This is a genomic window from Chitinimonas arctica (assembly GCF_007431345.1).
Taxonomy (GTDB): Bacteria; Pseudomonadota; Gammaproteobacteria; order Burkholderiales; family Chitinimonadaceae; genus Chitinimonas; species Chitinimonas arctica.
In genome coordinates, this window is sequence record NZ_CP041730.1 from 1327229 (window position 1) to 1343194 (window position 15966).

Annotated in this window: 7 protein-coding genes; 3 read left to right on the forward strand and 4 right to left on the reverse strand. The window is 59.9% G+C overall.

Going from position 1 to position 15966, the window contains the following annotated elements:
• Nucleotides 1-79 precede the first annotated feature (79 nt).
• Both FNU76_RS05875 and FNU76_RS05880 read left to right on the forward strand, forming a co-directional pair.
• Entirely contained in the window at nucleotides 80-514 is a 435-nt protein-coding gene (locus tag FNU76_RS05875; protein WP_143856841.1) for a response regulator, read from the forward strand.
• 7 nt (nucleotides 515-521) lie between these two features.
• Nucleotides 522-2648 carry a putative bifunctional diguanylate cyclase/phosphodiesterase gene (locus FNU76_RS05880; RefSeq protein WP_143856842.1) on the forward strand — a complete coding sequence of 709 codons (2127 nt, stop codon included), beginning with the start codon at nucleotides 522-524 and terminating at the stop codon, nucleotides 2646-2648.
• A 15-nt stretch (nucleotides 2649-2663) separates the two neighbouring features.
• On the opposite strand, the gene FNU76_RS05885 is transcribed toward FNU76_RS05880, so the two are convergent.
• On the reverse strand, nucleotides 2664-3086 hold the full coding sequence (locus FNU76_RS05885; RefSeq protein ID WP_143856843.1) for an Mpo1 family 2-hydroxy fatty acid dioxygenase: 423 nt from the start codon (nucleotides 3084-3086) through the stop codon (nucleotides 2664-2666).
• Nucleotides 3087-3439: 353 nt separating this feature from the next.
• On the opposite strand from FNU76_RS05885, the gene FNU76_RS05890 reads away from it, so the two are divergent.
• Nucleotides 3440-4348, forward strand: a complete 909-nt coding sequence (locus tag FNU76_RS05890) for a hypothetical protein (protein ID WP_143856844.1) — start codon at nucleotides 3440-3442, stop codon at nucleotides 4346-4348.
• Nucleotides 4349-4483: 135 nt separating this feature from the next.
• On the opposite strand, the gene FNU76_RS25010 is transcribed toward FNU76_RS05890, so the two are convergent.
• From FNU76_RS25010 to FNU76_RS05905, 3 genes are all read right to left on the reverse strand, one after another.
• Nucleotides 4484-13747 carry a calcium-binding protein gene (locus FNU76_RS25010; RefSeq protein ID WP_179958367.1) on the reverse strand — a complete coding sequence of 3088 codons (9264 nt, stop codon included), beginning with the start codon at nucleotides 13745-13747 and terminating at the stop codon, nucleotides 4484-4486.
• Nucleotides 13748-13987: 240 nt separating this feature from the next.
• Entirely contained in the window at nucleotides 13988-14455 is a 468-nt protein-coding gene (locus tag FNU76_RS05900) for a hypothetical protein (RefSeq protein WP_143856846.1), read from the reverse strand.
• A 354-nt stretch (nucleotides 14456-14809) separates the two neighbouring features.
• Nucleotides 14810-15883, reverse strand: a complete 1074-nt coding sequence (locus FNU76_RS05905) for a bifunctional nicotinamide-nucleotide adenylyltransferase/Nudix hydroxylase (protein WP_143856847.1) — start codon at nucleotides 15881-15883, stop codon at nucleotides 14810-14812.
• Between the last annotated feature and the right edge of the window lie 83 nt (nucleotides 15884-15966).

Here is a 15966-nt window from a genome sequence, read left to right on the forward strand (position 1 = left end):
TGCTCTGTAGGCCTCGCGTGGTCTAGTGTAGAAGCGAGTTCATATATTCGGCGGGTTCTGCTCGCCCTCGGGAAGCGGCATGCAAACCTCGATTCTGCTGGTGGAAGACAATCCGGATGATGAAGCGCTGACGATTCGTGCCTTCGGCAAGAACGGCATCCAGAATCGAATCGTCGTCGCTCGCGATGGCCAGGAAGCCATCGACTATCTATATGGCCTGGGCGCGCATGCCGGCCGCGATATGGGCGAGTTGCCGGTATTGATCCTGCTCGACATCAAGCTACCCAAGCTGAACGGCATCGAGGTGCTACGGCAGATCCGCAATCACGAGACCACCAAATTGATTCCGGTGGTGGTACTGACCACGTCCAAGGAAGAGGACGACTTGATCAAGAGCTATAGCCTGGGCGCCAACAGCTATATCCGCAAGCCGGTCGATTTCATGCAGTTCATGGAAGTGGTCAAGCAGGTAGGCATCTATTGGCTGATGTTGAACGAACCCGTCCAGAGCTGATGGACCGATGGACGAAATCGCCCTCACCGAAAAAACGCTCAATGTACTCGTCGTCGATGATTCGGAAGATGACGCATTACTGAATATCCTCGCCCTGCGCCGCCAGGGCTTTGTCATCGAGTACAAACGGGTCGATACGCCGGAAGCCATGCGTGCCGCCATGGACGGCAGCGCCTGGGACTTGATCCTGTCCGACTATTCGATGCCGCATTTTTCGGCGCAGGAAGCGCTGAAAGTCTTCCGCGAGCATAGCCAGCTCATCCCGTTTATCGTGGTGACCGGCACCATAGGCGAAGAGTCGGCCGTGGCCATGATGAAGGCCGGCGTCAACGACTTTATCCTCAAGACCCATCTGAAACGGCTGGCCAGCGTGGTCGAGCGCGAGCTGCGCGAAACCGGCAACCGCCGTGCCAAGCGCGAAGCCGAACTGGCCCTGCGCGAAAGCCAGGAACGCTACGAGTTGGCTATCCGTGGCGCCAATGACGGGCTGTGGGACTGGAATATCCGCGACGACAGCATCTATTTCTCGCCCCGCTGGAAAACCATGCTGGGCTATGAGGAAGAAGAGCTGGCCGATCCGCTGCCGGAAACCTGGCTGATGTTGGCCCATCCGGACGAAAGCGAAGGTCTGCGCGTCCAGCTTATCCAGCATCTGAAGCGAGAAACGCCGCACTTCGAGGCCGAGCATCGCATGCGGCACAAGGATGGCAGCTGGCGCTGGATGCTGACCCGGGGCATGGCGATGATAGACCCGGACACGGGCCTGGCTTTCCGCATGGCCGGTTCGCTGACCGATATCACCGAGCGCAAGCGGGCCGAAGAGCAGATGCTCTATGATGCCCTGCACGACAATCTCACCGGCCTGGCCAACCGGGCCATGTTCACCGATTTTCTCGGCTTCGCCCTTGGCCATGCCACTCGCGACCCCGAATATCTGTGCGCGGTGCTTTGCCTCAACCTGGAGCGTTTCCGCTATATCAACGACAGCTTCGGCCACGCCACCGGCGACCGCATCCTGCGGGTGACCGCCGAACGGCTGGCCCAGGTGCAACGGCCCGGCGACGTGGTGGCCCGTTTCGGCGGCGACGAGTTCGCCATCCTGCTGGACGCCATCGCCGATCCGGCCGAAGCCATGCGCTTCACCGAAGCCATGCTGACCGAACTGGCCAAGCCCATCGACCTGGAAGGTCACGAGGTCTATCCCGGCGCCCGCGTCGGCATCGCCCTGTCGTCCGGCGGCTACGCCCATCCGGAGGAAATGATACGGGACGCCGATACCGCCATGCACCGCGCCAAGCAGCGTGGCCGCGGCAAGATGGAAGTATTCGACCGCGCCATGCAGGGCACCATGCTGCGCGCGCTGAAAATGGAACAGGAAATGCGCCGCGCCCTGGCGGCCCATGAGTTCCTGCCGTATTTCCAACCCATCGTCGATCTGGAGAGCGGCCGCATTGCCGCCTTCGAAGCCTTGGTACGCTGGCAACAACCCGGTGGCCAACTGATCAGCCCGGCGGAATTTATCCCGCTGGCGGAGGAAATCGGCCTGATCAACCAGCTTGGCCGGCAGATGCTGGAAACCTCGGCGCAGCAGATTGCCGCCTGGCAGCGGATCTTCCCCGACCAGATGCTGCGCGTCAGCGTCAATCTGTCCGGCAAGCAGTTCAACCAGCCCGACCTGGTGGAACAGATCGATGCCGCCATCGCCCTGGCCGGCATCGAACCGGGCAGGCTGGAACTGGAGATCACCGAGAGCATCCTGATGGACAACACCGATGCCATCATCGCCATGCTGGAAGCGATCCGCGCCCGCGGCATCCAGATCCTGATGGACGATTTCGGCACCGGCTACTCATCGCTGTCCTATCTGCACCGTTTTCCGTCCAATGTCTTGAAGATCGACGGCTCCTTCGTGCGCCAGGTCACCGAAGACCGCTTCAGCCGCGAGATCGTACGTGCGATCGTGCTGCTGGCCCGCAACCTGGGCATGGCGGTGATCGCCGAAGGGGTGGAGACCGCCGAGCAGTTGGCGGCATTGCGCGAGATGGCCTGCGATTTCGCCCAGGGTTATTTCTTCGCCAAACCGCTGCCCGCCGCCGAGGCGACCGCCTTGATCGCGGCAAACCGGCAGTGGTAGGCGGTAAATACCGTTTCAATAAGCGATCTGGTATTTGCGGTAGACAAAGCCCAATAACCAGGCCGGACCAATCAGCAGGAACTTGAGGTCGTCGAAAAAGGACGGCTTCTTGCCTTCCACCTTGTGCCCGACGAATTGGCCGATCCAGGCCAGTACGAAGATCGCCACGCTGAACCACAGCACCTTCGGCAACTGGCTCAACACGGCCAGCATCGCCGCCGCCATCAGCAGCATGCCCAGGGCAATGGCGGGCGACAAGCGCAGGTAATAGACCAGGCTTAACAATACAAAGGTGATCGCCAGCCAAGGCGTGGCCGCCCACAGCATGCCCAGCAGGCTGAAGGTGATCAAGGGCACGCACAGCCAGTGCACGCGCTTGTTGAAGGGGTTCTGGTGGCTTTCGCCGTAGCGTTCGAATAAGGGATCAATGGCCGACATGACTGCGCTCCGCTTGCGGTGGTGGCTCAGTATAGTCTGGTGGGATGGGGGGATATATGGCGCGCTGGCATGGGCAGGGCCGCGTTGCGCGGACTGCAACACTGGCTTTGCGTCTTTCCCACTGCGCTCGGTATCCGTCAGGGCTTTGTGGCAGTTGACTAGCTTGCTGGGGGCGGATTGGGGGATGTTACCGATCGCCGGAAGGGCGCTACTTTATTCTTGCCATCAACAAATCCAATATCTAAGAATTTTTCGATAGTTTTAAACCAAAACAATTTAAATTTTACGAAAGAAGAAAATTAAAATTTCAGGAATAATTGTAAATGTCTATTTTATAGAAAATTTACACGCGCATGAATTCTACACCACCAAGCAATTACCCTCTTCTAAACAGACCTACCAACGGGACAAAGTCGGACTCAAATACCGAAAAACCACCTATCGGCAAAATGGGGGCGACAACAATAGAACCCAACTCGCCGCAGCTAGAAGCAATTAGACTATTTTCACCCTGGGCAGCTCCATCGATACCAGAAAAAAATCCTCCCAGGAGAAATCTCATCCAATCCAACGCGACGCCCATCATTGGGAAGCAAAAAAGATCCACCAAGTTCAATAAAGAATGCTTAGCAAGCAATCACACCAAGGCTCCACTAGTAGACAACAAGGTATATAAGAAATATCTGCCTACCGCTAAGAAAAACGCACAGCGAGCCCCTGATGCTACCACGCAGCCGACTACGAAAACTCTCACTGGGAAGGAGAAGGTCGAACTCGGGGGGCGTTTAACGCCAGAAGAGATAGAAAACGTGCGCGCCACGCAAAAAGAGAAGATTCAAAAAAAGGGAGATAAAATAGAAGCCGAAAGAGAAAAAGTAAAAACAGCTTCTCTAATGGGTACAATTTCAGATGCCAGCAACGAATACAAATGGTTTGAAGATCTGCCTACTAAGTACTGGACCTTCGAAGAACTTACCTCCCCAAAAACCCAGAACGCCTTGCTTGTTCGAGACCCAATAGAAGAGGCAGAAAAACAAGCGGAGGAAAAAAGATTGGCAGATAAAGCCAGAGTAACGGAGGAGCTACATAATAAAGCTCAAGCAAATGCTGAAATTAGAAAATCAACTGCAATCGCAGAACACGCATTAAAAAAAATGGAGGATCTGAGCAAAGATTTGCAGCCAACAACAAACACAAAAAGAACGACGCTTGGGGTAATTATAGAAAACAGTCAGCCGGAACAAAAGCCGCCAGAACAATGAGAAAGGAATCGATGAAATTTCACATTAATTTTGACTTACTTTTCAACCGGCTCGCTTCCCACGTTACAGAAAATGAAACAAACCCGGACCAAAAAATTCGGCCCGGGTTTTCCTTGCTACTACCGCTTCAACGGCTTACATCAAGCGATTCGCCGTCATCAGCGGCACATGCATCTCGTGCCCCGGCACGGTCTGCTGCCACTGAGCCGCATCCATCGGCGAGAAACCCGCCATGGCGCTGACCAGGCTGGCCAGCTGCTGGTCCACCGACACCGTCTCCACCATCGGCGGCCGTGGCAGCGCGGCGGCTTGCAAGCCCGCCACCGTGACCGCCTTGGCCTGGATCTGGGTATTGGTCCAGACCACGCTGTCGCTGAAGGTGAACCGTTCCACCCGGTAGGCGACCGCATTGGTGGCGTCGAAGTAGTTCTCCACCGTCAGCTGGTCGGTCGCGCCGTACTTCAGCACCAGGTTGACGCCGGCCTTTTGCACCGCCGTCACTTCGGTCGACTTCACGTCCTTGAACTGCACCGTGTCGCTGTTGTTGGCGGTGGCGTCGAAGTCCTTGATGACGTCGGCGCCGGCACCCTTGGCCAGCATATAGAAGTCATTGCCGGCTTCGCCTTCCAGCCGGTCTTTGCCATCTTCGCCGTTGAGGGTGTCGCTGCCGGCGCCGCCGACCAGGATATCGTCGCCGGTGTTGGCGACATTGCCGTAACCACCCGATAGGTAGTCATTGCCGTCGCCGCCTTCCAGCCGGTCGTTGCCCAGCCCGCCGAACAGGGTGTCGTCGCCGCCCAGGCCGCGCAGCAGGTCGCGGCTTGCCGCGCCGGTCAGCTTGTTGCCGTTGGCGTCGCCGTCCTGCAGGGTCTCGTAGCCGCCCGGGATGGTTTGCGCGGCCACCATCTGCGCGATGGTCGCGGCGGTGAACATATTGCCGCCGCTGGGCTGCACATAGGCAATGGCCATCTCGCCGCCCTTGAAGTGCTTGAGCACGCGGAGGGAGGTGGTCAGCTGCTTATCGACCACCACCAGCAGGTCGTCGCCGTCGCGCTGGAAGCTGAGGCGGGCGGCGCCGATGCCGTCGGCCAGGAAGATGCCGTCGCTGCCGCCGCCGCTGTTGTCGATGACGTCTTGCGAGGCGCCGTCGAACACATAGCTGTCGTTGCCCGCGCCCCCTTCCAGCCGGTCGTTGCCGTCTTCGCCGTTCAGCTGGTCGTCGCCAGCCCCGCCGATCAGCAGGTCGTCGCCGCTATTGCCGCTGCCGTAGCCGCCGGACAGGTAGTCGTTGCCATCGCCGCCTTCCAGACGGTCATTGCCGGCACCGCCGAACAGCTGGTCGTCGCCACCCAGGCCGCGCAGCAGGTCCTTGGTCGGTCCGCCGCTCAGTTGGTCGGCATTGGCGGTGCCTTCCTTGACCTGGTTGAAGTCGGCCGGGTTGGCCGGGCCGCTGCCGCCGGTACCGGGCGTAGGCGGATTCGGATCGACCGGCAGGAGTCGGGCGATATCGGCCGCCGACAGGGCGTTGCCGCTCTTCGGTTGCAGGTAGGCGATGGCGGCTGCGCCACCGCTGAAGTGGTTCAGCACCCGTACCGTGCGGTTGGCATCGCCCACCACGCCGATGACGAGGTCCTGGCCTTCCTGCTTGAAGCTCAGCTGGGCTTTTTCCAGTTCGGAGAAGAACAGCCAATCGCTGCCGCCGCCGGTATTGTCGATGACGTCCTTGCCCCAGTTGCCGGTGAAGACGTACTTGTCGTCTTCGCTGCCACCCAGCAGTCGGTCGTCGCCTTCGCCGCCGGTCAATTGGTCCTTGCCGGTGCCGCCTTCCAGGCTGTCGTTACCGGTGCCGCCGTCGAGGTAGTCGTCGCCGACTTCACCGCGCACCGTGTCGTTGCCGGCCTGGCCGAACAGGGTGTCGTTGCCGGTGCCGCCGGCCATCAGGTCGGCTTGGGCGGTGCCCGACAGATTGTCGTTGCCGGCCGTACCGGTGATGGTGCCACCGCCGCCGAGCAGCGAGGCGATATCGGTCGCCGACAAGGCATTGCCGCCCTTCGGCTGGACATAGGCGATGGCCGCAGCGCCGCCATTGAAGTGGTTCAGCACCCGTACCGTGCGCGTGGCGTCACCCACCACACCGATCAACAGGTCCTTGCCCTCCTGCTTGAAGCTCAGCTGCGCCCGTTCCAGCTCGGAGAAGAACAACCAGTCGCTGCCGCCGCCGGCATTGTCGATCACGTCCTTGCCCCAGTTGCCGGTGAAGACGTACTTGTCGTTGCCGGCGCCGGCCTGCAGCTGGTCGTCGCCTTCGCCGCCGCTCAGTTGGTCGTTCTCGGTACCCCCTTGCAGCAGGTCGTTGCCAAGCCCGCCTTCGAGATAGTCGTCGCCGGCCTCGCCCATCAGCAGGTCGTTGCCGTCTTCGCCAAACAGATTGTCGCGGCCGATGCCGCCGTACAGGCTGTCGTCACCGGTCTGGCCGGCCATGCCGTTGCCGCCCATCACGGTGTCGTCGCCGTCTTCGCCGGACAGTTTGTCGTTGCCGCTGAAGCCGAACAGCTTGTCGTTGCCGGCCCCGGCGCGGATATCGTCGGCATTGCCACGGTAACCCATCAGGGTATCGGCTTGCGCCGTTCCGAGCGTGATGACGCGCGCTTCGATACCCGCCAGATCGAGCGTGGCGCCATCATGGAAGACCACGCTGTCGAGCTTGAAGTGGTCGGTGGCGATATTGCCGAACCAGTTCTGCACGGTGATTTCGTCGGCACCGTTGGTATGGCGGATGACCAGATCGAAACCGATGCGGAAGAAGCCGATATCCGCCGTGGTGATGCCGGCGCCGAACACCAGGGTGTCCTGCGAGGCATCGATATTGTTGAAGGCCTCGTCCGGCCGGGTTTCGATCAACAGGTCCTTGCCGTCGCCCAGGCTGAAGCCGTATTGGTCATCGCCGTAGGAACCGTACAGGGTGTCGTTGCCTCTACCGCCCTCAAGATAATTTCCCTCTCTCTGCCAGACATCGTCGGAGGCGACCAGTTCGTCGTCGCCGGCGCCACCCAGCAGGGTATCGGCCCCGCCATTGCCTTGCAGGCTATCGTTGCCGTCGCCGCCTTCCAGGCGGTCGCCTTCGCCGCCGCCCTGCAGCAGGTCGTCACCGTCGTCGCCACGCAAGGTATCGTCGCCATCGCCGCCGAGCAGGGCATCGTTGCCGGCACCACCGGACAAGCGGTCCTGCTCGCTGCCGCCGTCGAGACGGTCATCGCCTTCATCGCCGTTCAGACTGTCCAGGCCACCACCTCCCAGCAGCTCGTCGCTACCGTCGCCACCCAGGAGTGCGTCGCCTTCCCAGCCGCCCTCCAAGGTATCGTCGCCCGAGCCGCCTTCCAGCTGGTTGCTGCCGCCTTCGCCAAACAGATGGTCGTTGCCGGCTTCACCCAATAGCGTATCGTTACCTTCCCCGCCCATCAGCACATCGTGGCCTGCTCCGCCCGACACGGCGTCGTTGCCCGGATGGCCTTGAATCGTGTCGTCACCGTCGGTCGATACCAGCACCAGCTTTTTGATCGTCTCCATGTTCCAACGGGTACCGTCGGCCAGCACGATGGATTCCACGCCATTGCTGCCCAAGCCATCGGCCTGCGGGAAGAACTGGTTGGCGACTCGGACAAACTGCTCCGTGCCGACGATATGGATGACCAGATCATTTCCTTCGCGCCGGAGCATCAGTTGCGCGGCCTCGAACTGCATTTGCAGGATATCTGCACCTGCGCTGTCGTCGATCCTGACCTGGCCGCCCAGTGCCGACACGATATAGCGATCATCGCCCAAACCACCGGCCAGGCCATCGATACCGCCGCCGCCTTCCAGGCTATCGTCGCCTTCGCCGCCGTCGAGCGTGTCATCGCCGGCGCCGCCCAGCAGCGTATCGTTACCCAGTGCGCCTGCCAGACTGTCGTTGCCCTCGCCGCCATCGAGATGGTCGCTGCCGAGTTGGCCTAGTAGCAGGTCGTCGCCGGCATCGCCGGCCAGGGTATCGTCACCGTCAAAACCATGGAGCAGGTCGTTGCCCAAGCCACCGCCGAAGCTGTCGTTACCGACATAGCCATACAAGCTGTCCGCGCCCTCGCTGGGCTTTAGGGCCTGCGCCTTGATCGCATCGATATTCCAGACCGAGCCGTCGGCGAATTCGAAGCGGTCGATCCGGCTATTGCCAGCCCCCTCATTGTCGAAGAATCGCGCGACGCGGACGCTGTCCACCCCGCCGTTCAGCGATGCAATCAGGTCGGAATTGGTACGTGTAATGCGCACATCGGCCGGCAGCACACCCGCCTTGAAACGAATCACGTCGTTCCTGCCTTGGCTGCCGTCGTAGTTCTCGATCACGTCCTGGCCGCTCCCTTGGCCGAACAGATAGACGTCGTTACCCTCGCCACCGACCAGCCTGTCCGCACCGCTCCCCCCATCCAGGGTGTCGTTGCCGACACTGCCGTCGAGCACGTCGTCGCCGTCATCGCCCGATAGCGAATCATTGCCGCCGTCGCCCAGCAGGGTGTCCCGGCCCGTCCCGCCCAGTACGGTATCGTCGCCACCGTGGCCATGCAGCTTGTCGTCGCCAGCCAGACCCGCCAATTGCTCGGCGTTTTCGTAACCATGGATTTCGTCCGCATCGGCGCTGGCCTGGATAACCATCAGCTTGACGGTGGCGACATCCCAGCTATCGCCATTGCTGAACTCGATGCGCTCGATCTGGCTGCCGTTGGTGCCATCGTTACCGAAATAGCCATCAATGGTGATGCTATCGCTACTATTGGCAAACGACAGCCGCAGATCGTCGCCCACGCGCTTGGCGCGCGTATTGGCCGTGGTGAAATCACCACCCAGGCTCACGACGTCGATCATATTGCCGGGGTCGAAGTCGACGATGCGATCCGTTCCGTCGCCACGGGAGAACTGATAGCGGTCCGCACCGCCGCCACCTTGCAATAGGTCGGAGCCCGAGCCGCCCTCCAGCAAATCATCGCCACCGCCGCCGATCAGATAATCGTCACCGGCTCCGCCGCGCAAGGTGTCGCGCCCCATCTCGCCATGCAGGCTGTCGTTGCCGCCTGCGCCGGCGATGCTGTCGTCGGAGGTGTAGCCGACCAAGCTATCCGCGCCTTCCGTGGCTTTCAGGACCTGCAGCTTGATAGCAGCGATATCCCATACGGTGCCGTCGACGAATTCAATGCGCTCCAACTGTGTAGCGCTGGTGCCTTCCCTGATGAAAAAGTCGCTCACGAGGATGCTGTCGTTTTGACCGAAATCCAGGCGTAGTGCGTCACCGTTCCTGCTGGCACGGGTATCGGCGACCTTGATGCCGCTGCCCAAGCGCAGCACATCCACCGACTCCTTCCATTCACTATGGTCAAGGAGGATGTCGTTGCCGTCGCCGCGCGCGAACTGGTAGATATCGCTCCCCGCGCCCCCTTGCAGGGTGTCGTTGCCGAGGCCGCCGTTCAGGGTGTCGTTACCGTTGGCGCCGAACAGCTGATCATGGCCGGCCAACCCGGCGATCAGGTCATCGGTGGCATAGCCGTACAGAAGATCGTCTCCCGCGGTGGCACGGCGAACCATTTCCTTGATCAGGGCAGGTGTCCAGTCGGTGCCGTCGGCAAAGCGGATATGCTCGATCTGATTTCCGCCCGCGGCATCGCCGTAGAAGTAGTTGGATACGATCAAACGGTCGCTGCCGTCACCAAAGGACAGGATCAGATCGCCGTCCTTGCGGGTAACGCTCGTGGCAGCGACGTTCAGACCTTCTCCCAGCGAGATCGTGTCGGTATTGGATGCACCGCTGGCGTATTCGCTGATCGTGTCCTCACCGTCTCCCTGCTTGAAGAGATAGAGATCGCTGCCGGCGCCGCCCAGCAGCGAATCGTTACCTACGCCACCATTCAGCGTATCGTCCCCGCCTTTGCCGTAGAGGGTATCGTTGCCTGCCAGGCCGACCAGGCTATCGTTGCCGGCGTATCCATATAGCTCGTCGCTTTCCTGCGTTGGCACGATGACCAGCGCGTTGATGGCGGCTACATCCCAGACGGTGCCATCGCTGAATTCGAAGCGTTCGATCTGAGACGCGCCATTGTCGTAGTCATAGAAAAAATGCTGCACCGTGATGGCATCCCCGCCATCGCCGAAAGTCAGCACCAGGTCGTTGGCATGCCGCCGGACACGGGTCGCAAGGGCCGATATCCCGGCACCGAAGCGGATGGAATCGATCTTGTCGAGGGCGTACCCCTGATCGCGAATGATGTCCTGTCCATCGCCCTGCGCGAATAGATAGCGATCGTTGCCTGACCCGCCTTCCAGGGAATCATTGCCCGTGCCGCCATGTATCAGGTCGGCGCCGCTACCGCCGCGCAAAGTATCGTTGCCTTGGACGCCGTCCAGCCAATTGCCGTGTTCCGATGTTCCGATCAGTACATCCTGGCCTCGACCGCCCAGTGCAAAACCGCCGTCGAGGGCAAAGGTAATCGGCTCCGGATAGGCCAGTGTCGCGGCAATCCCGCGCAGGCGTTCGATATCGAGTGGAATACGGTCAGCCTTGAATCGTGCCAGCAGGCGGGCCATCGCGACCGCGTCTTCGTAGCTGGCGGCTTGTCCGAGCTTGGTAGCCAGGCTGTCGTTGGCGGCGGTCGGCTGGTAGGCATCGAAGCGATCCTGCTCCACCGAATAGAACACCCCGGCCAGCCAATCCTTGTTGAAGGCCTGGGTGCTGAAACTCATCTCCATGCGATCGACAATAAAACGGAAGCGTTCGGCGATGTATTGTTCGCTAAAGCGCATCGTGGAAGATGACCAGAAGTTATTCTGTTCGATAAGCGACTTATTGACATCAATGCCGCTGAGCGATTCGAGAATCCATACCTTGTCCTGGATCTTAAGCGCACCCTGCCGCGCCATGCCATGCCGCTGATAAGCCGCATCCAGGCCGGACCATTTCGCCAGCATGCCTTCGAAGCCATCTTCGACCGCGCCGCGGCCGCTTTCGATCAGGGCCTGGACTTGGGCGAGCAAGCCCTTGTCCGCCTGGCAGGCATAGGCCAGATCCCGGACCGCGCCGAAACCGCGCAATCGGGGGAGTGTGATCACGGCATCATCCAATGCCATTTCTTCGTCGAGATGGCGAGCGGGATTGGAATCGGTCAGGGCGAAATCCACCGCCAGCTGGACGTCGGCCGCAAGATGGTCCTGGCCGTCCTGCACAAACACCGAGGTAGCGGCGATCCGATTGTCCTTGCTGCCGATATTGACCTCGGTGGACCGGGTACTGATGGCGCTGACGCCCAGTTGCGCCAAGGTCTTGAGTTCGCCAGCCTGAGACACGCCATCCTGGTTGGCATCCTGCCAGACGAGCAGATCGGAGAAATGACTGTCGAAGCGATCGACCACGCCATCCTGATTGTCGTCATAGCGGCGCCGCAGGCTGCTGAAGCCATCTTCCGTCGCATTCCCGAACAACTCGCCCAGATTGTCGACAAAGCCATTCTTGTTGTCGTCGGACACGAGCATGCCGTCCTCGGCGCTGATCCAACCGCTCCGTTCGGCGATCTGGTCCTTGTTGAAGTCGAAATAGACCGATGATTCGTACGAACCAATCGTCTGGATGACGCCATCGTGATTCAGGTCCAGTACCAGCGGATCGATCTGCGCACGGGTGCGGTTGGGATCGAACGGCGGCTTGGTAGGCAGCTCCTTGTCGGTTTCGGACAGGCGGATATCCAGCTGGCCATTGGACCAGTTCTGGATGGTCAGGGCACCTTCCGCGCTGCTCACCACCAAGGTGGAACCGGAAACGGTAAAGGTGAACTTCTTATCCCACGAGGAATAGGCCGTTTCGCCCTTCTTGCGCCAGGCACCGTCGATATAACGCTGGCGCAGGCGAACGATCCCCTGTCCATCGGTATCGATGATGGTATCGCCCACCGAGGCGCGATAGATATCCAGGCCGGCGCCGCCCTTCAGGATGTCCGCGCCATCCGCTTCGAAACTTTCCGAACTGCCCCATAGGATGTCCATCCCCTCGCCGCCTTCGAGGACATCATTGTCGGCGCCACCTACCAATACGTCCGCACCGCTGCCGCCGTCCAACTCGTCGTTGCCGCCGTCGCCGTACAGCTTGTCTGCTTCCGAATCGCCTTTCAGCTTGTCCTTGTCGGCACCGCCATGCAATTCATCGGCGCCGGCGCCGCCTTCCAATTCATCGTCGCCTTCGTCGCCGTGCAACTTGTCATTGTCGGCGCCGCCCTTCAGCTTGTCCTTGTCCTTGCCACCGTGCAGCTCGTCGTTGCCGGCTTCGCCATCCAGCTCATCGTCGCCTTCGTCGCCGTGCAGCTTGTCATTGTCGGCACCGCCTTTCAGCTTGTCCTTGTCGTCGCCACCGTGCAGTTCGTCGTCACCTGCTTCGCCATCCAGCTCATCGTCGCCTTCGTCGCCGTGCAGCTTGTCCTTGTCGGCGCCGCCCTTCAGCTTGTCTTTGCCGGTGCCGCCGTGCAGCTCATCATCGCCTTCGCCACCGTCCAGCGTGTCGTCGCCGCCCTCGCCGGACAACTTATCGTTGCCAATATAGCCACGCAATTCGTCATCGTTCTTTTCGCCGGTGATGTCATCCTTGCCATCCGCGCCGATATAGACAATCCCGTTTCTTACGAATTTGCCGAGTTCCTTCAAACCGTCGATATCTACCCCGGTCGTCGTTTCATAACCATCGATTTCGCCCCCCTCCTGGGCGCTGTAGATGACCGGCTTCATCCTATCGTCCAAAAACATATTGGATCCCTCGGCAAAGAGGTTGGCCATGAAGTTGTCATACCCAGCCGCCAAGGCCGAGATCGGCGAATGGAGAGGCTCGACCAGATTATTGTGTGCCTTCCAGTAATCGTCCTTGGTGAATTTTGTCTTCAGTATGCGGGTACCCGACCAATTGATCTCGACCTTGCGCCCGATACCCGACGGATCGATATTCCGTTCCAGGAAGAAATTGGCCAGCTTGCTGCGAAGGGAGTCGCTTTCGAAGTCGAAATTCTCCGGGCCTTTGGGGATAACGGCAAAATTTTCGATATAGCGATTATGATTTGCGTCAACGATGAATTTCGCCTCGTCGTTGATCTTGAAGGCACCCGACTCCCATACGTAAGCGCGCTGGAAATAGTCATCCTTGCCATCGTCATAATCGGATTGCGCGATACTCAGCCCATAGGAATCGAAACCGTAGTGAGCGGCCAACTGCGCCTTGGTATAACTGCCTGGTTTAAGCTCGGAAAACAAGTCGATAAACGACGGGTCGAAAAATCTAATCAACAGGCTGAACAATGCGGGCGAGGCAAACCTGCCTGGACCATCGTCCATATAGGCATTGATATCCACATGCTCCGAGTGGAATGGCTGGCCCTCAAAAGCCGGTTTTGGCCGAATATAGATATCGTCCGTTATAATTGTCGGCCGAGTGCGTGAACCAAAAAAATTATACATATTGGTCATTTCGGTTGCATTAACAATCAAGCTCAACTTCTATTCCTTTGAAAAAGTTAACGCCCAGCTGGATGTCCGGGCGTTTAGGGGGTATTACCGCGAATTGACTTCGTCCTGACCAGTGCCGAATCACCGCTAACCGAAGTAGGAAAACACAACCAATTTGTGTGCCGGGATGATAAGGATCGAGCCTTCCGGTTTGGTCGTGTAATAACTGCCTTTCTCCCCTGCGGCGTCGAGGATCTTTCGGAGCAGCCAGCGATTCGCCGACGAACAGTCCAAGCCGGACCAGGTGCCGTCGCTTGTCCAGTCCGCCGGTACCGGCGTTTCCTGCCAGGGCCGATAAGTCCCGTAGGGGCTCGATACAGCACGCGCCTGGGTCGCCCCCGCAAGAAAGCGGATGCCTTCCCGCGATACCGAAGCCGCGGTGGCGTCGGACATCCGGAAAATCGCCGCCCCGCAACCTTCACGCATGCCGGAGTGGCCGCTGATACTCAATGGATAGGTCACACCGATTCGAGCCGGTAAGCGGCCCTTGAACCAGTGGTACTCGAGTACGCACCAAGCCCCATAGGCCATCAGCAATAAGGAGATGGCCACCATGGCGTACTTGCGCCGCTTACTGCCTCGTATTAGGAACTTCATTGAAAATGCTTCCCGTGATTTCAGCGCGCAGGAACAAACCAGACGATGGTCTCGCCTTGGCGACTCGCCCCAGGCATTCAGGGCGCGCGATGCTATCAGGAATCCGCACGGGAACTCGGCGGTCGAGTGGACTGAAAACCAAGCTGCAGCTTGCTCTCAGGGGAAGTCGGCAAAAGCCGTTGAAGTATTTACCTGGAACGCATAAGGAGGTGCGGGAAGGCAGCGTTGCAAAATTCCTACAAGCTCCCGGACGTGGGGACCGAAAAAACCCAAGCCTACCTTTTTAAGGTCCTGCAAGCCCTCGTGCAAGCCTCAAACCTGCCCCAAAAACCAATTGACGATATAGAAGTGATCTTCGAACAACTGCTCTTCCATGCGGTTGAACTCGAATAGCGGCACCCACTTGGCTCGTTCGGTATCCTCGTCGCCGCGGACCTTGGGCAGGCCTTCGCTGGTGGGAGCCAGCTCGATCAGATAGGCATGGGTGATGGTACGGCCGCGCAGCGAACGCTGCGGGTGGTCGAATACGCGGTTGGCACGGATGGAACCGGCCAGTACCGGCGCGGGGACCTTGAGACGGCTTTCTTCCTTCAATTCGCGTATCACCGCGTCCTTGATGCGCTCGTCCGGATGCACGAACCCGCCGGGCAAAGCCCACAAGCCCTTGCCGGGCGGCGAACGGCGCCGCACCAACAATACGTGGCCAGAGTGGATCACCACGGCATCGACCTGGACAAAGGTGGGCGGATAGGGCGCGGCGGCCCAGCTTTGCCGGTAGCGTTTGACGAATAGGTACTCGCCCTGCAGATTGGCGAAGGTCTCGGTCTGGCGGAATGCATCCAGGCTGGCGAAAACCGGCGCAGGCAAGAGATTGGCGCAGGCGGGCCAGTCGTCGGCCCGCTCCGGGTCGAAAAAGGCATGGCGGATGCGCGAAGCGTGGACATCGGGTAATTCCGGCGCTTCGACCCGTTGCCACTGCGGAAACAGGTCCAGGTACTCGGCATTGCCCTTCTTGGCGCCCCGGGGCGGCCCGACGATGCCGATACGGAATTGCGCCTGGCGGCTGCCCACGTCGGAATTGTCCACCGCGATGACCCGATCCACCAGGTTCTGTACTTCGGTCAGCCATTGCTGGTCGTTGTACATGCGGTCGGAGATCCCCACCACGAACACCCGCCGCCCCACCTCTTCCGGCAGCGACATGCGGATCAGCGCCTCGCGGTCGTCCACCGTCCACGGATGGTTGGGCGAGCGGGCCTGGCGCGCCGAGCCGCATAGCACGATTACTTTGTCGGCCCGCTCCAGCGCGTGCTGCAGCGTCCATAGGTGGCCATTATGAAAGGGCTGGAAACGGCCGATGAAGATCAGGTAGTCGAATTCGCGCATGGCCATGATTCTGGTTGAGAAGCGGCAAGGACAAACGGGCCGGCCTTACCGGCCCGAACGGCACACTACCCGGCCGATGGCCA